Source organism: Salegentibacter profundi (assembly GCF_054121475.1).
In genome coordinates this window covers 536892-559645 of sequence record NZ_JBSYGG010000001.1, presented here as the reverse complement: position 1 = coordinate 559645, position 22754 = coordinate 536892, and the positions used below count along the sequence as shown (strand labels likewise).

At 38.8% G+C, this 22754-nt stretch carries 17 protein-coding genes and 1 tRNA gene; 5 read left to right on the top strand and 13 right to left on the bottom strand.

Annotation, left to right across the window (positions count from 1 at the left end):
- Positions 1–78 precede the first annotated feature (78 nt).
- Complete coding sequence (locus ACW6NC_RS02650; protein WP_457863630.1) at positions 79–732, top strand: 2OG-Fe(II) oxygenase; 654 nt, start codon at positions 79–81, stop codon at positions 730–732.
- A gap of 110 nt (positions 733–842) precedes the next feature.
- Here the strand turns inward: ACW6NC_RS02650 and ACW6NC_RS02645 are convergent, their stop codons facing one another.
- From ACW6NC_RS02645 to ACW6NC_RS02635, 3 genes are read right to left on the bottom strand one after another with little or no spacing between them, the layout of a single operon-like run.
- Entirely contained in the window at positions 843–1031 is a 189-nt protein-coding gene (locus ACW6NC_RS02645; protein ID WP_457863629.1) for a hypothetical protein, read from the bottom strand.
- Positions 1032–1077: 46 nt separating this feature from the next.
- The gene (locus ACW6NC_RS02640) at positions 1078–1845 is read right to left on the bottom strand and encodes an enoyl-CoA hydratase/isomerase family protein (protein ID WP_457863628.1); all 768 of its coding nucleotides are present in this window, start codon (positions 1843–1845) and stop codon (positions 1078–1080) included.
- A 57-nt stretch (positions 1846–1902) separates the two neighbouring features.
- Positions 1903–3231: an MATE family efflux transporter gene (locus tag ACW6NC_RS02635; protein WP_457863627.1), complete on the bottom strand. Its 1329-nt coding sequence runs from the start codon at positions 3229–3231 to the stop codon at positions 1903–1905.
- A gap of 134 nt (positions 3232–3365) precedes the next feature.
- On the opposite strand from ACW6NC_RS02635, the gene ACW6NC_RS02630 reads away from it, so the two are divergent.
- Positions 3366–5009 (top strand): M14 family metallopeptidase, encoded by a 1644-nt coding sequence (locus ACW6NC_RS02630; RefSeq protein ID WP_457863626.1) that lies wholly within the window; start codon positions 3366–3368, stop codon positions 5007–5009.
- Positions 5010–5019: 10 nt separating this feature from the next.
- Positions 5020–6759, top strand: a complete 1740-nt coding sequence (locus ACW6NC_RS02625) for a M14 family metallopeptidase (protein ID WP_457863625.1) — start codon at positions 5020–5022, stop codon at positions 6757–6759.
- Positions 6760–6783: 24 nt separating this feature from the next.
- On the opposite strand, the gene ACW6NC_RS02620 is transcribed toward ACW6NC_RS02625, so the two are convergent.
- The gene (locus ACW6NC_RS02620) at positions 6784–7284 is read right to left on the bottom strand and encodes a GNAT family N-acetyltransferase (protein WP_457863624.1); all 501 of its coding nucleotides are present in this window, start codon (positions 7282–7284) and stop codon (positions 6784–6786) included.
- Between the two features lie 71 nt (positions 7285–7355).
- Between ACW6NC_RS02620 and ACW6NC_RS02615 the strand changes: the two genes are divergently transcribed.
- A tRNA-Ala gene (locus tag ACW6NC_RS02615) sits at positions 7356–7432 on the top strand.
- Between the two features lie 95 nt (positions 7433–7527).
- On the opposite strand, the gene ACW6NC_RS02610 is transcribed toward ACW6NC_RS02615, so the two are convergent.
- The 5 genes from ACW6NC_RS02610 to ACW6NC_RS02590 all read right to left on the bottom strand — a co-directional run bounded on the left by ACW6NC_RS02610 (position 7528) and on the right by ACW6NC_RS02590 (position 17201).
- Entirely contained in the window at positions 7528–8427 is a 900-nt protein-coding gene (locus ACW6NC_RS02610) for an alpha/beta hydrolase family protein (protein WP_457863623.1), read from the bottom strand.
- A complete protein-coding gene (locus tag ACW6NC_RS02605; RefSeq protein WP_457863622.1) occupies positions 8414–11167 on the bottom strand; it encodes a PD-(D/E)XK nuclease family protein in 2754 nt (917 codons plus the stop codon). Before ACW6NC_RS02605 ends, ACW6NC_RS02610 begins: the two co-directional genes overlap by 14 nt.
- 63 nt (positions 11168–11230) lie before the next feature.
- Entirely contained in the window at positions 11231–12661 is a 1431-nt protein-coding gene (locus ACW6NC_RS02600) for an OmpA family protein (RefSeq protein ID WP_457863621.1), read from the bottom strand.
- Between the two features lie 180 nt (positions 12662–12841).
- Positions 12842–14035: a glycine C-acetyltransferase gene (gene kbl, locus ACW6NC_RS02595; RefSeq protein ID WP_457863620.1), complete on the bottom strand. Its 1194-nt coding sequence runs from the start codon at positions 14033–14035 to the stop codon at positions 12842–12844.
- Between the two features lie 34 nt (positions 14036–14069).
- The gene (locus ACW6NC_RS02590; protein WP_457863619.1) at positions 14070–17201 is read right to left on the bottom strand and encodes a UvrD-helicase domain-containing protein; all 3132 of its coding nucleotides are present in this window, start codon (positions 17199–17201) and stop codon (positions 14070–14072) included.
- A gap of 178 nt (positions 17202–17379) precedes the next feature.
- On the opposite strand from ACW6NC_RS02590, the gene ACW6NC_RS02585 reads away from it, so the two are divergent.
- Positions 17380–17988 (top strand): superoxide dismutase, encoded by a 609-nt coding sequence (locus ACW6NC_RS02585; RefSeq protein ID WP_457863618.1) that lies wholly within the window; start codon positions 17380–17382, stop codon positions 17986–17988.
- Between the two features lie 678 nt (positions 17989–18666).
- Here the strand turns inward: ACW6NC_RS02585 and ACW6NC_RS02580 are convergent.
- The 4 genes from ACW6NC_RS02580 to purN form a co-directional block, all read right to left on the bottom strand.
- Positions 18667–20565, bottom strand: coding sequence for an amidophosphoribosyltransferase (locus ACW6NC_RS02580; RefSeq protein ID WP_457863617.1), 1899 nt, complete (start codon positions 20563–20565; stop codon positions 18667–18669).
- Between the two features lie 70 nt (positions 20566–20635).
- Complete coding sequence (locus ACW6NC_RS02575; protein WP_457863616.1) at positions 20636–21559, bottom strand: PfkB family carbohydrate kinase; 924 nt, start codon at positions 21557–21559, stop codon at positions 20636–20638.
- Positions 21560–21638: 79 nt separating this feature from the next.
- Entirely contained in the window at positions 21639–22106 is a 468-nt protein-coding gene (rnhA, locus tag ACW6NC_RS02570) for a ribonuclease HI (RefSeq protein ID WP_457863615.1), read from the bottom strand.
- Positions 22106–22705, bottom strand: a complete 600-nt coding sequence (purN, locus tag ACW6NC_RS02565; RefSeq protein WP_457863614.1) for a phosphoribosylglycinamide formyltransferase — start codon at positions 22703–22705, stop codon at positions 22106–22108. Before purN ends, rnhA begins: the two co-directional genes overlap by 1 nt.
- Positions 22706–22754: the final 49 nt, after the last annotated feature.

The window sequence follows — 22754 nt, the reverse complement described above, 5'->3', positions numbered from 1 at the left end:
AGATACGGGATTTTTAACGGCTGATTTTTTTCTGAATTAATTAAGTTTCTGAATTATATTTGCAAAATTTTTGTCACTATGGAGATCGCTGAAACTGAATTATTCGAGCAATTAGAATTTAAGGAAAATCCCTATTACGAGGATATAATTGCAGATTTGGTTGAAAAGCAATATTGTATAGCTGATAACTTTTTTAATCCTTATGAAGTAGCTGCTTTACGTGATTCCCTTAAGCAAAAGTATAGGGAAGATGAATTTAAGAAAGCGGCTATTGGGAATAAGGTGAATGAAGTAATAGCCAAATCGGTTCGTGGTGATTTTATTCTCTGGCTAAATGAGGCTGAAGCAGGGGTCGCTGAAAAGTTATTTTTCAATAAGATAAATGCCCTTGTTGCCTATCTTAATAAAACTTGTTTTCTAGGCATTCTTTCTAAAGAATTCCATTATGCTCTATATCCGGCTGGAACATTTTATAAACGGCATCTGGATACCTTTCAAAATGATGCCAGGAGAAAACTTTCACTGGTTTGTTATCTCAATGAAGAGGATTGGAAAGCGAAAAATGGAGGCGAACTGGTTATTTATAAAGAAAAAAATGGAAAGGAAATAGCAAAAAATATTTATCCCATGGCTGGCAGGGTGGTGATCTTTGAAAGCCAGATTCTCGAACATGAGGTAAAACCGGTAAATACCCCCAGGCTTAGTATTACAGGTTGGCTTAAGACGCGTTAGTTATTTCTTATATCTGCTGTAGATTACTACCGCAACCAATATTACAGCAAGAATTAGCCAAAAGCCCATTCCGCTTAGGAAACTAAATATCTCCCAGGTATCTTCGCTCATTAATTCTCTTTTTTCTTATTCTGGCGTTTTCTCCAGCTAATACGGGCATAGAGGAATACTCCGAGAATTAGCAGGATAGCCATTAAGTAAATCCAGTTATCAGCAATAAATTCCCAGAGGGTAAATCCCCATTCTTCTTCACGGCTTGCCGGCCGATCTTTTGGCAGATGTTCCTGAAAAGCGCTCATATATTTAATTTTCTTTTAATATACTGAAATATTCAGGGATTTTAGGCTATTTTTTGAATTTAGCCAGGGCATTTTTTGTGAAATCAGATAAGACCAATTCTCCTGAAATCGCCGCTCTTTCCAATAATAGTTCCTCCCAATGTGATGTTCCTTTCCACAGGACCTGTTTCATTTCGTACAAAGCTTGGGGATTATAGGAGGTAAGTTTTTCCGTAAAAAGCTCAATTTCCTTATCGAGATCTTTTACAGATTCGAAAACCCTGGCGTATAGGCCCTTTTCTTTAGCCCAGTAGGCATTTTTCCATTCATGGGCGGCAAGGCTGAGTTCAGCTAGCGCATCGATACCCATTTTTCGTTCCACAGCAGGGGCGATCACAAACGGACCGATTCCAATGCTTAGTTCAGAAAGTTTAATGGCTGCTGCGTCGGTAGCCATCGCATAGTCGCATGCGGCTATAAGTCCTAGTCCTCCTCCAACGGTCTTTCCCTGAATGCGACCTACAATTAGTTTTTTGCATTTTCGCATAGCATTGATAACATTGGCAAAACCGGAGAAAAAGAGCTTTCCTTCTTGCATGGTTTCAATTGCTACAAGTTCATCAAAAGAAGCTCCTGCGCAAAATGCTTTTTCTCCTTCCGATTTTAAAAGGATAATATTTACATTTTTCTCATCAGAGAGCCTTAGAAATTCCTTTTCTAATCTTTCTAAAAGTACTGTAGGGAAAGAATTACTTGCCGGATGTCCAAATTCCAAATGGGCAATTCCATTTTCGATTTTAGTATACAAACTTCCGTTTTCGGGCGCAGTGCTCATAATTATTTGGTTGATTTCTCCCAAATTTAAAATATTAAGCGGGAACAGACGAAATCTTCACATTTCTTTATGCAGGTATTTTCTCCTGAATTTGATTACCAGGGCACTACTTCTGATAAGCATCCAAATGAAAAAGGCGATCCAAATACCGTAAAGGTGTAAACCGAAATAGTCTGAAATTAAAAGAGTTGGGGTGAAGCCAAGAAAAGTAGCGACCAACAGTAAATTACGCAAGTATTTTGCTTCGCCCAAACCTTTAAAAATTCCATCAAACATAAAAGCGATTGCATTGACAGGTTGCATCAGTAATACGATCCAGAAAACGGAAGAAAATAGAGCCAAAACTGCTACTTCCTTGTTGAAGATTAGACCAATCTCATTGTAAAATAAAGCGCAGATCGCCATTAGAATTAAGGCGATGAAAATAGCATATTTACTAATCTTTTTACTGAGTTCCCAAAGACTTTTGTAATCCCGTGCGCCCAGGAGTTTTCCACCTATAGCGTTACCGGCATTGGCATAACCATCAATAAAGAAACTGAAGAACAACCAAATGTTCATAAGTATACTTTGGGCGGCGATATAATTTTTCCCATAGCCTGTGGCGTAGGAATTGGCCAGGTAAATTGCAAAGTTAAGGGCGGCGGTTCTCACAAAAAGATTGGCAGCCATCAATAGCAGTCCTTTAAGTTGTGGGTTGATGTTAATACTCAGTTTAAGATGAAAAGGCGTCTTCTTAAAGAAAAACCACAGGGCCATGATCAGCATAGTGGTTTGGGCGCCAAGGCTAGCATAAGCTGCACCTTTAAGATGCATAGGAGGAATCAAACCTTCAATCCCGTAAACCAGAACAAAATCAAGCCCAATATTAACAGCAGCTCCTGCAAGACTGCATTTCATAGCCCATAAGGTGTTCTGAAGACCCCTAAAAACTCCAAAAATAGCGAAAGTGACCAGGGTTAGGGGATAACCCAATGCTCTTATTTGATAATATTCTTCAGAATAACTGAGGATAAGTCCTTCGGCATTATAGGCACTAAATATGGCTTCTGCGAAAAGGGCGGTTGACAGGTAAATTACCAGGCTAAATCCAAAATTAAAATAAATTGCCTGCGGAATCAGTGTTTTTACTGCATGAAGCCGGTTTGCCCCCAGATGTTGAGAAACGATGGCTGAAATTGCCGTTTTTGTTTGGGCGACGATCCAGATAATAGCCGAAAGAAAGGATCCCACTATACCGGCAGCCGCTAATGCTTCCACAGGGTTTTCTTCTACATTCCCTATTATCGCAATATCGGTTAAGGAAATAAGAGGCTCAGCAATCCCCGCAATGATAGCCGGAATGGCAATGCGATTTATATTTTTAAAACTTATTGATGCTTCCAAGAGAAAGCAAATATAAAAATAAGATCCAGCCTGTATTCTAGAATTTTTAGGAATAAAAATTTTATAATTAAACCACTTCACATAATTATAGTCCTATTTTTGAGTGAACTATTCGATCATATCAATAAATACTTATGAAAATAAAATTACTATGCTTGTTGGTTTTGAGTGGATTTCTAACCTACCATAGCAATGCACAACCGGATTATCCTACTAATGCCCAGGTAGCCCAACGTTTGAATCAAACAGCCAATTCAGCAAACGCGAAACTTATTTCGCTCACCAGCACTGAAGCAGGTCGGGAAATATGGGCGCTTCAGTTGGGTAAAGGAGATTTAGATAATAAACCTGCAATTGCTATCGTTGGTGGGGTGGAGGGCTCCCATCTTCTAGGAGTGGAACTCGCTCTAAAGATTTCAGAGAATATTCTAGAGCACCATTCTCAAATATTAGATCAGACAACCTTTTATGTTTTTCCTAACATGTCGCCAGATGCTTACTCCCAGTATTTCAACGAAATGAGATATGAGCGTAGAGGAAACTCAGCAAAGGTAGATCACGATCGAGATGGAGAAGTAAGAGAAGACCCATATGAAGACCTGAACAAAGATGGATGGATTACAAAAATGCGAATTGAAACTCCAATGGGTGAATATGTCAGCCACCAAATCGATCCCCGGGTGCTGGTAAAAGCCGGTCCGAAAACTAAAAGAGATGAGAAACGCTATTTGCTGTATTCCGAAGGAATTGATAATGATAAAGACAAAAACTTCAATGAAGATCCGCAGGAGGGAATAGCTTTCAACAAAAGTCTTACTTATAATTTCCCTTATTTTGAAGCCTATGCCGGTGATTTTCCTGTATCTCAAAAAGAAAGTCGTGCCTTATTGGACTTCTTATTTGAACGTTGGAATATTTTTGCCTTTGTCACATTTGGACCTGCAAATAATCTGAGCACTCCTTTAAATTACAATAAAACGAAGGCCGAAAAAAGGGTAGTAACTTCCATGTTGGAGAAGGATGTAAAACTCAATGAAATGATCTCTGAAATCTATAATGAAACCATACCTTATAAGGCATACCAACAGGATAATCAGGGAACTGAAGGTGATTTTTTCCAATGGGCTTACTTCCATTTTGGCCGGCTTAGTTTTAGTACTCCGGGTTGGTGGGTACCTGAGATGAAAAAGGAGGAAGCTGAAAATGATACTAAAGAGGATTCGATTTCCACTGAGAATTTTAAGCCTACCGTGGAAACAAATTTCCTGGCATGGGCAGAAAAACAAGGAATAGATGAGGTATTTCTCCCCTGGACCGAGGTAGAACATCCAGATTTTCCCAACCAGAAGGTGGAAGTGGGAGGTATTAAGCCTTTTGTAGTTAATAACCCTCCATTTCAAATGACCGATAGTATCGCCTTGTATCATACCGATTTTGTCCTTACCCTGGCTCAAATGCAGCCCAAACTGGAATTGCATAACCTTAAAACCGAAAAGCTAGGTGGCGGACTTACAAGAATTACCGTCGACCTTTTTAACAATTCTCCTTTACCTACGCATTCTGAACTAGGTGGAAGAAGTCGCTGGCTTCAAAAACTACAAATAAGATTAAGCCGCGAAAAGAAAGATATACTGGCAGGGAATACCATAAAAATGGTGGACAAACTGGAGGCCTATCAGAAGAAAACGCTTTCCTGGATCGTAAAAGGAGGTGGCACGGCAGAGGTGAAAATTGGCGCACCGCATACCGGTTTTGTCGCGATTAATGTAAAACTTTAATACTAAAGAAATGAATTCAAAACATATTCAAAATACCGTCCTTCTATTCATTTTAAGTTTTCTACTTAATCTTACCCCTGCCCATACCCAGGAGAAATTCTTTAGAGCTATAGGTACGCCTCATCAGCCCAAGGTTCAGGTTAGCTGGAATCGCTATTATACCTATGAGGGAATGGTGGATATTATGGATAAAATAGCCAAAGCTCATCCTGAACTTGCAAAACTCGAAAGTATTGGTAAATCCTATGAAGGGCGTGATATTTATGTACTCACTATCTCTGATTTCAATACCGGTGATCCAGATAAGAAACCGGCGATGTACATCGATGGGAACATTCATTCTAATGAAATCCAGGGAACAGAATTTTCTTTATATACCGCCTGGTATCTCACTGAGATGTTTGATGAACTGGATTTTATAAAGGAATTGCTGGCAGATAAAACGTTCTATATTAATCCCAGTATAAATCCTGATGCAAGGAATGACTATATGAATCAACCCAATACTCCGCATTCTCCACGTTCTGGCATGATCGTCCTGGACAATGATGGTGATGGAAAAGCCGGAGAGGATGGCTTTGATGATATCAATAATGATAACCATATTACGATGATGGTCAGAAAATCACCAACTGGCAGATATATCAAAGACCCAATGGATGACCGTAAATTAATAAGAGTCGCTGCAGAAGAAAAAGGAGAATATGAAATTCTAGGTTATGAAGGGATTGACACTGATGGAGACGGCGAAGTCAATGAAGACGGAATAGGCTATTATGATCCCAATCGCGATTGGGGCTGGAAATGGCAACCAGATTATATTCAGCGTGGAGCTTATAAATATCCGTTTAGCCTGCCTGAAAACAGAGCGGTTATGGAATTTGTAATGGCACATCCAAATATAGCTGGGGCTCAAAGTTACCATAACTACGGCGGAATGATCCTTCGGGGTCCTGGTGCGGAAGAAGATGCTGAGACCTACAACAGTGAGGATGTAGAGATTTATGATGCCATAGCCAGAAAAGGTGAGGAAATGATTCCAGGTTATCGCTACCTGGTGGTTTATAAGGATCTTTATTCTGTTTTTGGTGGCGAATTAGATTGGTTTTATGGAGGCAGGGGCATTTACACCTATTCCAATGAATTAATGGTTTCCTATCTTTATTTTCACCAAAATAAGGGTCGAGGTAATCAAGATGAAGAATTAAAAGTAGACCGATACCTTACCTTCGGCGATGCATTTGTAGACTGGAAGGAATATGACCATCCGCAATATGGTAAGATTGAAGTTGGTGGATTCAAAAAGAATTTTGGCAGGGCACACCCAGGGTTTCTTTTGGAGCAGGATGCCCACCGGAATATGGCTTTTAGTCTTTATCATGCCTACCACACCCCAAAAATCAGCATTTCTGAAGTCCAAGAGGAAAGCCTTGGCAATGGTTTAAGACAGGTTACAGCTACGATTTACAATGAAAGATTAATGCCTACCCATTCCAGCCAGGACTTGAAATATAAGATCGAGCGACCTGATTATGTAAGCATTTCTGGAACTAAAGTTCATGCTGGGATGATTGTAAATGATGAAGATTTTAATAAGGTTGAAGAGCAGGAGGTTAATCCTGAAACCATAAAGCTTAAAAATATTCCAGGGATGGATGCCGTAAAAGTTAGATGGATCATTTCTGGAGGGAGAAATTACTCCATAGAAGTAGATTCTGCAAAAGGCGGAATCGCAAAATGGGAAAGTTAATTTTTGGACAGCTAATTTTCGGTACTATAAAAGCAGCTCATAACAATGAAAGGGATGTTTACTTTTCTTTGGAAAATAAACGTCTTCAAGTTGTTTATACTCTCTAGCCTTATAAAATCGTTGATTTCTCTTGTTTTGACTAAAGGTATCCAGCCTTATTGATACACAGTTATGGCTGCGTGCATAATCTTCAGCGAAATTCATCAGAGTTCGTGCGTAACCCTTTCCCCAGTGCTTGGGATGAACAGCTAGACGATGGACATACAGATGATTAGTGGTTTTGGTGAGCCAGTTTACCGACTTATAAATCTCATCCTGTTTAAATGAGAGCATCACGATGCCTTTTATCTGGGTATCTTCTCTGAGAAGATATAGTTCGTCGTTTTCAATATCCCTCTGAAGTTGTTCCATGGAAGGGTAGTTTTCGTTCCATTGGAATATCTTTTTTTGTTGTAGTTTAGACGCACAAGCTTCGGTGAGCTTTTTTATTTCTTTCAGATCTGGGAGGGATGCCTTGGTAATCATATTTTATTTAGAAATTTATTAAAGCCTTTTTATTAAAAAGAAAATTATTATTACATTTGCGCTTCAGTTATGGGGGATTAGCTCAGCTGGCTAGAGCGTTTGGCTGGCAGCCAAAAGGTCATCGGTTCGACTCCGATATTCTCCACCAAAACCACCGTTTCACGGTGGTTTTTTGTTTTCCGTACATTTTATAAAAAAACCACCTGACAAAAGGTGGTATGGAATTAAATTCTACTGATGGAATTAATCATTTTCATCAAGCTCAAGGTACTCATCAAAGAGCTCCTGGGCATCGGCATTTAGAAAATCAAGACTTTTATTTAAAACGTGCTGGAATTCGCGGGTTAATTCCTCCTCTCTCCAGGGATGGGAGATACCAAATGTGTGATCGGCACCTTCTACCAGTAGTAGTTTGGATGCGGGACTCCATTCAAAAAGATTTCCTGCATCGGCAATGGAGACAGTTACATCATTACTGCCGTGAGCAATAAAATGAGGGATCTCCAGATTTTTAGCTGCTTTCTGAATATTAAGCCTTTCTTTATTCTCCTTGAAATTTCGATAAAACTGGTAATGATGAGGCAGTTGTTGTTTGGTGCGAGAATTGGTGATATACTGTACTCCTTTTTTCTCCCAGGCTTCCAGGTCTTTTCCTTTAGGAAATCTTGATGCAAAATCGCTCACAGCCGCCAAAGTAATAAGTTTGGTCACCCTTTTTTCCTCAGCAGCCTTAATTACGGTAATTCCTCCGCCCCTGGAATGACCAATTAGACTTATATTAGAAGGATCCACCTGGCGCAGGTGATGGAAATTCGGCAGTAACAGCCAGTCTATAACTGATTGGAGATCATCCAATTCCTTGGTGTAATTATTGTCTCCAAAAGCTTCAATATTAAGAAATTCGGTAGGATTTTCGGCAGAAGTGCCGTTGTGACTAAAGTTGAATTTTACGAAAAAATATCCCTTTTCCGCATAAAATTTAGCCATTTTTTCCCACGCTCCCCAGTCTTTAAATCCTTTATAACCATGACAAAATATAATAACTTGTTTTGGTTTATCATCTTCATTAAAATAAAGATCTGCCAGTATAGGTTTATTGTGCTTTCCTTCTATCTGAAGATTAGTTTCTTTAGTAATTTCCATTTTTGATTTCTTTTTCGATAAATGCCATCTTAGGATTGCAAATTTCGACAATTAATTTCTTTAATTCGGCCTGAAAAGCTTCCATTATTTCAGGATCAAGTTCAGTTTTTCCTCCTCCTCTCTGATGTGCCTTTTCATTCTTGGTAAATTTTAAAAATCCGCTTTGCAGATTTTTAAAAGAGATTACTCCTGCCTCTACAGGTCTACTTAAATCCAGACTGTTTTTAATAAGGCTGGCATAAGTAAGCACCTGGAAACTTTTACTGTATTTATCATAATCTGAAGCCAGTAATTCCCAATCTACAATTTTAAGTTGAGCCTGTTGGACCTTGCCAGTTTTATAGTCAATAATTCTGGTAATATCGTTAGTATTTTCAAGTCTATCTACTTTTCCTCTTATAAAAACAGGAAATTTAAGTTCTTCTATATTAATTTGTGTTTTAAGGTCCTTCTCAATCATCAGGATTTTAATTTTATCTCCTTTCTTTAAACGCTTTATTTCCTGCTGGAAAAAGTTCTGTAAGTAACGCTTTGCTACTTCAAAAATAAGAAGATTCTTACCTTGATTCATAGGAGCCGAGGTATAGGTTTTTTTAAACTGAAGGCTTATTTCTTCCGGAATTCGTTTTTTGAATTGTTGAATGTTATCTTCTGTTAGATACCTCCCTTCAAGGGCCTTATAAAATGTTTCCAGACTATCGTGAATAACCGTACCAAGGGTATTGTAGGCTACAGTTTCCTCGACACTTTCGCTATCTCTAACCCCAAGAACATAACGGTAATAAAAATCTAATGGGTTTCTGATATAGGTAGTCAGTGCCGACGGTGAAAAGCCAGAGGCAGCCAAGTCCTTTAGCTTTTTCATAATTTCAGGAGTTTTTTTAATTTCTTTTAACCCCGATTTAAGTGCAGGTACTTTTGGACCTATGACTTTTTTTATCAGTTTATGGTTAGGACGTTTTTCTACTTCTAATTGGGTAATAAATCTGCTTTTTTCCCCTGTATTCATTCCATCAGGCTCGGTGTTATAGAGCAAATACACCTTTTTTGCCCTCTGGAGAAGCCTGTAAAAGTGGTAGGTGTATACCGCATTTTTTTCGCTATAGGTAGGTAGGTTATATGCTTTTTTCAAATCATAAGGCAAAAAGGAATTATTTGATTTCCCAGAAGGTAAAACTCCTTCATTAACTGAGGTGATAATCACAGTTTCAAAATCGAGGGCGCGGGATTCCAACATACCCATGAGCTGAAGACCTTTAAAGGGTTTGCCCTGAAAGTCCAGGCTCTGGGTTATCATAATTTCCTTGTAGAAACCATGAAGGGATTTTATACTTTTAACATGTGGATAGGTAGAGTTGAGATTTTCCAGTTTATTGAAAAGAAGGTGGAATTGGTATAGAAACTCCATTCCGAGTCGATTTCCCTGTTTCCTGTAAAAGCCTTTGATCTCCTGAATGAGCGTTTGGAAATTCGAAATAAGTTTCCCAGGGTTATTATTTACCTCTTCGAAACATGCATTGATGAGTTTTTGGTGAGCAGGGAAATTTTTAAGGATTTCTTTTGAGGGAAGGTAAACCGAATTTTCCTTTTTCATTTTGATTGAAAATTCGTCTGTGGCAGGTTTGAGAAGGCTATGCAAGGCAGGATGATTGATTATCGATATGACATCTTTGTAATAAAATCCCGAAGCTGTATTTAGGTGAATGTGAAAGATTTTTTCAAACAGGGAGCTCAGTGCGGAATTTTTAAGGGGGAACCCCATAGTTATATTTAAATCCTGGATATTAGGAGGCAAACTGCTTAAAACAGGCAGTAGGAGGTCTTCCTGGCCTAATACCACGGCCGTATTTTCTAACTGATTTAACTCAATTGTGGAAAGAAGTTCACCAAGGTATTTTGCCTGGCCTATATTTTTAGAGACCCCTATTAATTCGATTTCTTTCTCCTTATTATATTCATCTATTTCAGGAGTAGAATCCCGATTCCGGAAAGCTGGCCAGTTATTTAAATACTGATTGATAAATAAGGATGCCGAATGTCCTTTGTCTTGCAGAAAGCTCTTATCTAAATCCCAGTGAATTTCTGCTTGTTCCTTCTCTAGTAGAAATTTAATGATCTGCTGCTCGGCATTGTTTAACGCATTAAAGCCAATAAAAACATGATTTTGTGAAACCCCGGAGGAATAAGCCTGTATATTGGCAGCCGCCTCCCTATAAATTAAACCCTGATACCCCAATTTCCTACTGAGCAGACTTTCCTTAAGGGCTTCGTAATATTCAGGGAGCTGATGCCAAAACTTCAGGTAATTTTCAATTAGTTCTGTTTTTTCTTTTTGAAGATACCAATGGTTAATATCCTGAATCCCTGAGAGGTAATTAAAAAAGCTTTTATGACCTATAAGGTAGCGGTCTAACTCGTTAAAATCATGAATGAGAGTCTGGGCCCAGCTGCTAAAGGTATCGAAATCCTCACGTGTTTTTTCAGGTGTGAGTTTTCTGTAAACTTCGTAAAATTCAAAAAGGCTAATGGTGTTGTCTATAGGTTTTAATCCAGAAATAATTTGAGCAAACTCTTCAATGCTATATACTTTAGGGGCAAAAAGATGTTTTTGTTCTAATTTGGAAAGTTCATGGAGTAAGAAATTCCCTGCTCTTTTTGAGGGAAGGATAAAAATTGTTTCTGAAATATGCCCTTGTGATTGTAAGAGCTTTTGGAGGACCTGGGAAATAAAAGAAATCATAGTATAAAAATAAAAAACGCCCCGACTAATCGGGGCGTTTTCAAATTAATTTTCAAACTTTTTCTATTGCTCTACATCAGTAGAATCAGTTTCTTTGTCTTTCATCTCTTTGTCCTTATCCAAAGAAATTTCAACTCGTCTGTTATCCTGCCTACCGGCAGCAGTGCTATTGGTAGCAATTGGTCTGGATTCTCCATATCCTTCAGAAGTCAATCTGTTGGCTGGAATTCCTGCGTTTTGTAACCAGTCTTTAACGGACGCAGCACGTTCCTTGGAGAGCTTTAAGTTATATTGATCGCTACCTGTGCTGTCCGTATGACCTTCAACGTGGAAGATAGTGTTTGGATATTCTTCCATAATATCGGCAATTGACTGAAGTGCTTCCTCAGATTCATCACGGATAGTCGCTTTATTTAGATCGAAAAGCACTGTTTTAGAGTACTCATTCAATTCTGAAATAACTTCAACGTCTGGTTCTGGACATCCGTCATTCTCTACGGTTCCAGGAGTATCAGGACATTCATCATCCTTGTCTAAAACACCATCATTATCACGGTCTTCGAAAGGACAACCATTGTTTTCAGCTGGACCAGCCTCTTCAGGACAATCATCTTCATTATCAGCCACACCGTCACCGTCAGCATCAGGACAACCATTCATGTCAGCCAGGCCTGCTACTTCAGGACAGTCATCTTCTGGATCTGGGATCCCATCACCATCGCTGTCCGGGCATCCGTCAAATTCTGGAAGACCCGCAACATCTGGACAAGCATCTCTTCTGTCTTCAATCCCGTCACCATCGGTATCAGGACAGCCGTTGAATTCTGGCAGGCCTGGGGTTTCAGGACATTCGTCATCTTTGTCATAGATGCCATCTCCGTCAGTATCAGTACCTCCAAACATAAACTTCACACCTGCCGCATGTTGGAAGTGTGTTGCCATTTCTGGATCGAAAACGTGTTTGTAATTAGATTCTACAGTTAGCGCAATGTTATCGCTAAACCAGAAGTTGATTCCTAATTTACCGTTTACTGTTGCAGCGCTCATGTCTGAGATTGGAATATCTCCTGAATCTCCTATTCGGGTGTAACCACCCCCGATACCCAGGACGGGATCAAACCAACCATCATTTAACATTGCACGCAGGCTGTAGTTGAATGTACCGTCTAAGGAATAATAAGAAAGATTGCTAACACCCATATCCCCGTATTTATCAATCTGGTTGATAGAACCTGCAAGGTCAAAAACAAAACCGCCACCGATGTAGCGTCCTACAGAAATTCTTGATACGGCAGGGATTATATTCCAGTGATCTCCTACATTAAAATAATCTTCGAAGGTCCCTCCTAGTGGAGCATCTTCACCCGAAGGATAGAAGTCTATCGCATTGGTCTGAAGACCTACGGACCATGGATTGTTGGCATCTTGGGCGTTTACCGAAGTAAATCCAAAAACCAACATAGCAGCCATTAAAAATTTGCTAAGATGTTTCATATTCAATTGTTTAGTTTTAAGTGTTAATTGTTAACAAAAGTAGATGCAAATTGCCTATTAACAAAGCCTATAATAATAAAGTTTTCTTAATAAACCCTTGTCTAGAGCCGTTTTTCAGCGTTTTATTACTGAAAAATCAAGTGGTTTTAGCAACTTATTAACACAGGAATATGAAGTTAATTAGATCACTCCCAATTCTTTCCCCACTTTGGTGAAAGCTTCAATGGCTTTATCCAGATGTTCTTTTTTATGTGCCGCAGATAGTTGTACTCGAATCCGGGCTTTTCCTCTGGGTACCACAGGGAAGAAAAAGCCTATGACATATATGCCTTCTTCCAAGAGCTTGTCGGCCATTGTTTGCGATAATTGAGCATCGTAGAGCATTACCGGCACTATCGCCGCATCACCATCAATAATATCAAAACCGGCTTGCTTGATACCTTGTTTGAAGTATTTGGTATTTTCTTTCAGTTTATTCCGTAAGGAGGAATCGGTTTTCAACATATCGAAGACCTTAATGGAAGCTCCGACAATTGCTGGGGCCAGGGAATTAGAAAAAAGGTAAGGCCGGGAGCGCTGACGTAGCAATTCTATGATTTCTTTCTTAGCGGTAGTATATCCTCCCATTGCACCACCTAAAGCTTTTCCCAGTGTTCCGGTAATGATATCTACCCGGTCCATTACATTTTTTTCTTCCAGGGTGCCGATTCCATTTTCTCCAATAAAACCTGTTGCGTGGCATTCATCAATCATTACCAGGGCGTCATATTTGTCAGCTAGATCACATATTTTATCCAGGGGAGCTACTAATCCATCCATGGAAAACACCCCATCGGTCACAATAATCTTAAAGCGTGCTTCTTTTTCATTGGCACTTATAAGTTGTTTTTCCAGGTCCTCCATATCACCATTTTGGTAGCGATAACGAGCCGCTTTACAAAGTCTAACCCCATCAATAATTGACGCGTGATTTAGAGAATCTGAGATTATAGCATCTTCAGCAGTGAAAAGCGGTTCAAAGATCCCTCCATTGGCATCAAAAGCAGCTGCATATAAGATAGTGTCTTCAGTTCCGTAAAAATCAGCGATCTTTTTTTCCAGTTCTTTGTGGATGTCCTGGGTCCCGCAAATAAATCTGACACTTGACATACCAAAACCACGGGAGTCTAAAGTGTCTTTTGCTGCCTGTATGACTTCTGGGTGTGAAGATAAACCCAGATAATTATTAGCACAGAAGTTAATTACCTCCTGCCCGGTGGAAATTTTTATAACTGCATCCTGAGGGCTAGTGATAATTCTTTCCTTTTTAAATAGTCCATTTTCCTTTATTTCCTGAAGTTCTTTTTCAAGATGATTTTTGATTTTTCCGTACATTATTTTCTATTTTTCACAAAATTACATTTCTTTTTTATACATATTCAAGGCTTAACTCCTTGTTAATATATACCAGAACCTTTTTCTCGGGTTTATACCCCATTTTTGTTAAGATTTCTGCATACCTGCTAATTTGTAATGCATGAGAATCTTTGTAACCACCAGTTTTATAATCCAGTATACTTACCTTTTCAGCCTTAAAATTAAGTCTGTCCGGCCGAAGCCTTTTTCCATCCTCTAAGAGAATATCTCTTTCATTTAAATTAGTGGCACCCGGAGCGAAAAATTCAGATAGTTCCGGATGGTTAATTATAGCTCTTATTTCCTGGGAAATCTGTGACCGGGATTTCTCCGTTATTATGCCATCAATCATAGCCTGTTCGAGAGCATGGGTCACATCATCTCTGGTATTGATATTGGCCAGGACATTATGAATAATCTCTCCCTTTTCTATGGCTTCTTCCTGTTTGGTATCCCATAAGGACCCTGATCTTGTGACGATATGTACTGCTTGGTTCTGGGTTGGCGTAGAATAAAAATATTCCTGCATCTGAGTTGAGGAACCTTTATCTCCTGGTCTCAATTGTGGGATTTCTCCGAAATTATATTCTTTTTGTCCATCGATCCAGTTTCCAGATTGCTTTAGGAACCCAATTAGCAGACCTGAAATCTTTGCTGGATTTTCATTTTGTTTTTTATCAAGCTCTAATTTGGATAATATATAAAGTTGTTCTGAAGCTCTGGTGCAGGCAACATAGAGAATATTTAGGGTATCCAGTTCCTTTTGCTCAAGAAGATCATTATAAACCTCTGAAGCTTTATCTCCCCAATTAAGCATTTTCTTTGATGCACTGATGTAGCTTACAGGAATTTCTCCAAGGGTTTCCGGAAGGTCCACCCACAGGGAATCCATTCGGGTGTCCCTAAAATCAGCATTAGCAAAAGGATAGATCACCACTGGGAATTCAAGGCCTTTAGATGAATGAATGGTCATGATTTTGACTGCATCTTCTGTCTGTGAAACCGCAATGCTTAGTTTTTCCTTGTTCTGTTCCCAGAGTTCCAGGAAGTCAGCTATGCCGGTAATTGCTTTTTGGGTGGTTTCAAAAATATAATCCAGAAAGAACTGAATGTAAGCATCAGAGGTTTTTACAAGGGAGAAACTTCTAATGATGTATTCCACAGATTCATATAAAGAAAGGTTTTTAAGGACTTCCAGATTAAATTCAATTTCATATTCTTTAAGCCAGTTAAAAAAAGCGGCCTCATTTTGACTTAAGTTCTCCCAGATGATCTGATGAGAATTAGCGAGCTGCAAACTTTCTGCAAGGAAATTGAATATTTTAAGTTTTAGGTTATCGTCTTCCGGGTTAATGGAATACCAAAGGAGATCTACTATAAAATTAACGCTGGGGGAATTGGCAATCAATAGCGTTTCCGAAGAGACCACTGGAATACCATTTTCACTAAGATAACTAGCTATAGCTATCCCTTCTTTTTTTCGTCGGGTCAGAATACATATATCACTTTTTGGAAAAGCTTTCGCATCGAGATCCTGAATGATCTCCAACACTTTTTCAGGGTAAATTTCAAATTCTTCTTCACTGGTGTGGGCTTCTATGAAGGAAACGTTTACAAATCCAGACAGCTCTTTTTTGGGAGTTTGGTTGCTTTTTACAAAAAGTTCACAGTAACTGGGATTTTGAAGGCAGGCTGAGGCATAATTAAAAAGATCATTGTTGAAGTTTACGATCTCCTTGCCACTACGGTAATTATCGGGAAGATCTTCTACGGTCTGTTCAATGCTAAAAGGCTTCCGCTGATAGTTATAAAGTTCAATAAACTGTTCAGCTTTTCCTCCGCGCCATCGATAAATACTCTGTTTGGCGTCACCGACTAACATGAGTCCCGCCGTTTCACCTTTTTTTGATTCTGTGGACAGGCTGTGGTCCACCAGAGGCTGGAGGTTTTCCCATTGCATCCGGGAGGTATCCTGGAACTCATCTATAAAATAATTCTGATAGCGTTCCCCGAGTTTCTCATAAATAAAAGGTGCAGGTTGGTCTTTGACCTGCGCGCTTATCAGGGGATTGAATTCAGAGATAAGTAATAGATTTCGATCTTTTTTAATAATTTCAACTTGTTGGTTTATCGCATTTAAAAGGGAAAGTTGAATTAATCTTTTTTCTATTTCAACTAAAAATTCGAAATGATAAATAGCCTTTTCTGAAGCTCTAAAAAGTTCACAGCACTGGGAATGCAGTGGATCTAAAATTGATTTCTTTTCTTTCTCCTTTTTTTTAGGGTAAAGTGGTAATGTTTCCAAATTCTGCATCCATTTTAAGGAGAAATCCGAAGGAAAGTTTTCTTCCTTTAATTTCTGGAAATACTTAGGTAGGGATTCCCTGGTAAAATCTGAAAACTCCAGATTATGGTCCTTCATTAATGCGAAGAAAATTTCAGCAGTTTCTTTTATAATTGTTCTTGTTTTGTTCTTTTCAGCCTTTATTTTGATTGAATAATTTTCAAAATCCGCAAGACTTTTGGCTTTTAATCTGCCCAGTGGCAACTGATTATTTTCATTGGTAAGCAGTTTAGAAATTTCAAAGAGATCCGAAGTGATATCCCAGCTTTTTTCCTCGTCGGTCTTACTAAGGGCAAATTCTTTAAGAATTTTGGTGATGGCACTGTTTTGTCCGGCTTGTGCTATTAAAGCTTCTACAGCTTCTAAAAGAATTTGATCGGTGTTCAGAGAAACTTCAAAATTAACCGATAGTCCAAGATCTTTGGCAAAACTTCTGAGTATGCGCTGGGTAAATCCATCTATGGTAGATATTTCAAAGGCCGAATAATTATGAATGATATTTTTAAGTATCCGGGAGGATTTCTCCTGGATTTCTTCTTCAGGAATACCAGTAGCCTGTTTAACTGCATTAAGGAGTTGGGTAGATTGCTCCGGTACCGGTGTTTTGGTGAAATTATGAAGGCTTGATATGATCCTGGTTTTCATCTCCTCTACCGCTTTATTAGTAAAAGTTATGGCCAAGATATTTTTATAGGCATCAGGGCGGGAAGAATTGATAAGAAGAACCAGGTATTCCTTTACCAGAGTAAAAGTTTTGCCAGAACCTGCAGAGGCATTATAAATATTGAAGGACCGTTTCAAAAATTTATTGAATTTAGATGAGATAAGCTTTTTGGACAGCGATTTAAAGGTAAAATAAAATTGTTTGCCAATATGTCTATGCTTTTAAGTATTTTATAACAGAAAAATATTTTTAGTACATCCCGTAATACTTAAATTTGGGAGAATTAATTACTAATCACAAAAAAATATATAAACTATGGCTTTCGAATTACCGAAACTAAAGTATGCATTTGATGCATTAGAACCTCATATAGATGCCAGAACTATGGAAATTCACCATGGTAAGCACCATGCAGGTTACACAAATAAACTCAACGACGCTATAAAAGGTACCGATCTTGAAGGAAAAACTATAGAAAACATCCTTAAAAATCTGGATATGTCTAAAACTGCCGTTAGAAATAATGGTGGTGGATTTTACAACCATAGTTTATTCTGGGAAATAATGTCACCAGATGGAGGAGGTAAACCTGAAGGTGAACTGGCCTCTGCAATAGATACAGCATTTGGCTCTTTTGAGGCCTTTAAAGATGAATTTGCTAAGGCAGCAGCGGGTCAGTTTGGATCTGGATGGGCTTGGTTATGCGTTCATTCAGGCGGAAAATTAGAGATTTGCTCCACTGCCAATCAGGATAATCCTTTAATGCCAGAAAAAGGATGTGGCGGAACTCCAATTCTTGGGCTGGACGTTTGGGAACATGCTTACTACTTAAATTATCAGAATCGACGGCCAGATTATATCAATGCGTTTTTTAACGTAATTAACTGGAAAGAGGTTGCAAGTAGGTATGCGAAAGAAAAATAGAAAATAGAATCAATTTCCATAAAGGCTGCCCAAAGGGTGGCCTTTTTTAATGACTTTGATCAAGGATAATAAAAAAAGGTGGGTCGTTTTAAGATCCACCTTTTTTTGCCCCAAATCTACCATGAACTTAACCTACTTATGTTATGGTTCTACTAAGATAGGAATAAAATTAAGTGCAGTGGAAAATATTGGATGAACTACCCAGAAATTAGGTGTTAGGTTACTTGGAGTTAGTTTTTGTAAGAGAGATATTATTTTTTGTTAGAAAACCCCGGAAAATTGTGCATAAAAAAAGGCGGATTGTTCATCCACCTTTTTTTGCCCCAAATCTACCATGAACTTAACCTACTTATGTTATGGTTCAGCTAATATAAACCAGATTTTTCTATTGGCAAGTTCTTTTAGCCCAACCACTTAAATATTTGTTGAATGTCTTTATTAAAAAATAGATTGTAGGAATTTACTTATATTTTACGATGATTACTTATCTTTCTGAATAAGGATGTAAGTCTGAGGGAGAGTATAAAAAAAGGCGGATTGTTCATCCACCTTTTTTTGCCCCAAATCTACCATGAACTTAACCTACTTATGTTATGGTGTTACCAATGTAAGCAGGAATATGCCCATAAAAAAAATTTTTAGATAAACGGCATAATTATTTGATAAACAGACAGGTTGTTAATATGCTCTGTCCTTGTTTCCTTCAAAGAAATTTATGAAAGCCCTGTTTACCACCCTGTTACCTCCAAAAGTGGGGTAATCTCCTGTGAAATACCAATCGCCAAGATTTTTAGGACAAGCCTTATGGAGGTTGTCAACAGATTGATAGATCACCTTTAGCTTCGCTTTTACCGTGGGTTCACTAATCAATTCAGCGATTTTATCTGAAATTTGTTGATCGGTAAAAGGTTCATAAATCTCCTTTACAAAGTTCTGAACTTCAAAATCCTCTAGATCTACTTGAGCCCTACATTTTTCATATACCTCTTCCACGATGTGGTAATTGTTGTTTTCTTTTAGTAACTCTAAAGCTGCCCTAAAGGCTACCAGGTCTTCCAATCTGGCCATATCAATTCCGTAACAATCAGGATACCGAATTTGCGGTGCGGAAGAGACAATTACGATTTGCTTTGGGTTTAAGCGATCAAGCATTTTGATAATACTTTTCTTAAGCGTAGTTCCTCTTACAATACTGTCGTCTATAATTACCAGGCTATCCTCTGGTTTTACAATTCCATAGGTGACATCATAAACGTGGGCTACCAAATCATCTCTGCTACTGTCTTCGGTAATAAAGGTCCGAAGCTTTGCATCTTTTATAGCAATTTTTTCAGTTCTCAGGCGATGTGCAAGAATCTCCTGAAGCCTGGCGTCGGTAAGGTCTTCCTTCTCGGCAAGGATCGCTTCGTTCTTTTGTTTGTTTAATTCATCCTGAGCTGCCTCTACCATTCCATAGAAAGAGGTTTCGGCGGTATTAGGTATAAATGAAAATACGGTATTTATGGTATCGTGTTTTATTGACTTAAGGACCTCCGGCATTAGTAACCGCCCTAACATCTTCCGTTCTTTATATATTTCGGCATCACTTCCCCGGGAAAAATAAATTCGTTCAAAGGAACAGGCCTTGCGTTCCAGTGGTTTTAATATTTCCTGAATAGAAACACTACCATCTTTTTTGGTGATTATTGCGTGACCTGGATCGAGTTCCTTCACTCGGTCATAATCAACATTAAAGGCCGTTTGAATCACAGGTCGTTCCGAGGCCACTACCACTACTTCATCATCTTTATAATAATAGGCTGGCCTTATTCCTGAAGGATCCCGTAATACAAAAGAATCTCCATGACCTAGCAATCCCGCCATTGCATAGCCTCCATCCCAATTCTTTGAAGACTTTCTCAGGATTTTGGTCACATTGAGTTTTTCAGCAATCATCGGTGAGGCTTCAACCTTCGAATAGCCTTGCTTTTTTAATTTTTTATATAGCTTTTCAACTTCAGAATCAAGAAAGTGCCCAATTTTTTCCATTACCGTAACGGTATCTGCTCTTTCCTTTGGATGTTGGCCAAGATCTACCAAGTTGTTGAAAAGCTGGTTTACATTGGTCATGTTAAAATTACCGGCAACAATGAGGTTTCGGTGCATCCAGTTATTCTGTCTTAGAAAGGGATGAACATTTTCAATACTGTTCTTTCCAAAAGTTCCATAACGCACGTGTCCCAGGTAAACCTCGCCGATGTATGGAATGTTCTTTTTCTGAAGTGCAACATTATCGGCATATTCAGGATTTTCCTTGATTTCAGAGTTTATCCGATCGTTGATCTGTTCAAAAATATCCTGAATGGGTTGCGCAGCATTAGATCGTACCCTGCTGATATATCGATCTCCTGGCTTTGTATTTAGTTTTATACTTGCAAAACCGGCACCGTCCTGGCCACGGTTATGCTGTTTTTCCATTAATAAATACATCTTATTAATCCCGTAAAATGCCGTCCCGTACTTTTCCTTGTAATATTCAAGCGGCTTTAAAAGGCGTACCTGGGCAATTCCGCATTCATGTTTTATGGCATCACTCATAATAGTTGTTCCTGGATTTAGGTTTTCACTTGGTCACTAAAAAAACCCTGAAATTACAGGGTTATAAGTTTTAAGTTATTTCTATTTCAAATTGTGTGAGTTTTTTAAACTCTTCCAGCCTTCCCTGTACATCAGCAGCTGATAATTCCTGCATTCGTTCGGTGCCGAATTTTTCTACGCAGAAGGAAGCCAGGTTAGAACCGTAAATAATAGCGTTTTTCATATTTTCAAATGAGATGTCTTCGGTCTTGGCCAGGTATCCTGCAAAGCCCCCGGCGAAGGTGTCTCCTGCACCTGTGGGATCAAATACGTCCTCGAGCGGTAAGGCAGGAGCAAAAAATATTTCATCCTTATGGAACAGAAGTGCTCCGTGTTCTCCTTTTTTAATCACTACATACTCAGGGCCCAATTCGTTAATTCTTCTTGCGGCCTTAACCAAAGAGTGCTGTCCTGAAAGCTGGCGTGCCTCTTCATCGTTGATGGTTATAACGTCAACCTTTTTGATTACCTTAAGGAGGTCGTCCCATGTATTGTCCATCCAGAAATTCATGGTATCTAATACCACCAATTTTGGGTTTTCTATCTGGTCCAAAACACTTAATTGAACCAAGGGGTGGAGGTTACCCAGCATGACAATATCGGCATCTTTATATGCCGAAGGTACTACTGGATTGAAATCAGCAAGAACATTTAATTGAGTATCAAGGGTATCCCGGGTATTAAGGTCATTGTGATATCGTCCGCTCCAAAAGAAGGTTTTTCCTCCTTCAACAATTTCGATTCCTTCAATATTGATGTTATTGCGGATCAGAAGGTCTAGGTATTTTTGCGGAAAATCATCTCCGACTACCGAGACTACTGCACTATCTACATTAAATTGTGAAGCCGAAAGACCTATATAGGTGCCGGCCCCTCCAAGGATTTTATCGGTTTTCCCGAAAGGGGTCTCAATTGCATCAAAGGCTACTGTGCCTACAATCAATAATTTACTCATAATGATTTTAAAATATGCTGCAAATATACAGTTTGTTTTTCAAGGGATAAACCTAAATTATAAATGCCTTGGATAAGCCTTATTTTGATTCAAATCCCTGATCTGTAAGAAGTTTTTTCTCTTTGGAGGCGGCTACTGCCAGGCTATCACAACGTTCATTTTGTGGGTGGGAATTGTGTCCTTTTATCCATTTGAACCTTACCTTGTGTTTTCGGTACTCCTTAAGAAAAGCTATCCAGAGATCAGAATTTTTTCGATCTTTAAAGGCCTTTTTCTCCCAATTAAAGACCCAACCTTTTTCCACGGCATCGGCTACATATTTTGAATCCGTGAAAACAATTACCTCAAGGCCGGTTTTTTTTAGTTTTTTAAGCGCTTCAATTACAGCCAAAAGTTCCATCCGGTTATTGGTGGTATGTCTATAACCTCTTGAAAATTCTTTTCGGTAAGCCTTGCCTACCCATTCCATAATAATTCCGTAGCCTCCGGGGCCAGGATTTCCTCGTGCAGAGCCATCTGTGTAGATATATACCTGGGGTTGATGCACTATGCTTGGTTTTTTAGAAGAAGTTGTTCAATCACCTCAGGAAAATGTTTATATTCAAGTTGATGTATCCTCCCAGCAAGACTCTCTGGTGTATCGGTGTCTTTGACCTCGGTTTTAGTCTGAAAAATTAGTTCACCCTCGTCATATTTTTCATTAACAAAATGAATGCTGATTCCGCTTTCTTTATCCTTATTGTTGATAACAGCTTCATGGACTCTTGCACCATACATTCCTTTGCCTCCATAATTAGGTAGAAGTGCGGGATGAATATTGATTACTTTTTTTGGGAATTCTTTTAAAATATAGTCAGGGAAGACCCAAAGAAAACCGGCGAGTATAATAAGGTCTGGTTTGATGTCTTGAAGCACATGTAAAACTTCATTGCTCTTATAAAGAGCTTCCCGGTCAAAATACAAGGCCTTAACATTTAGGTCGTGAGCTTTCCTGAGGACTTTGGCTGACTTCCTGTTGGAAAATACCGCCACAACTCTGGCTAAGGTGGACTCCTTAAAATACTTTATGATATTTTCAGCATTGGTTCCGGTGCCGGAAGCAAAAATTACGATTTTTTTTTGGGAGCTGTTTGAGTGTGGGGTCAAAATGATGTTGTTAACAATTAATAAATGGTAAAATTAAGGGCTTTCGAGG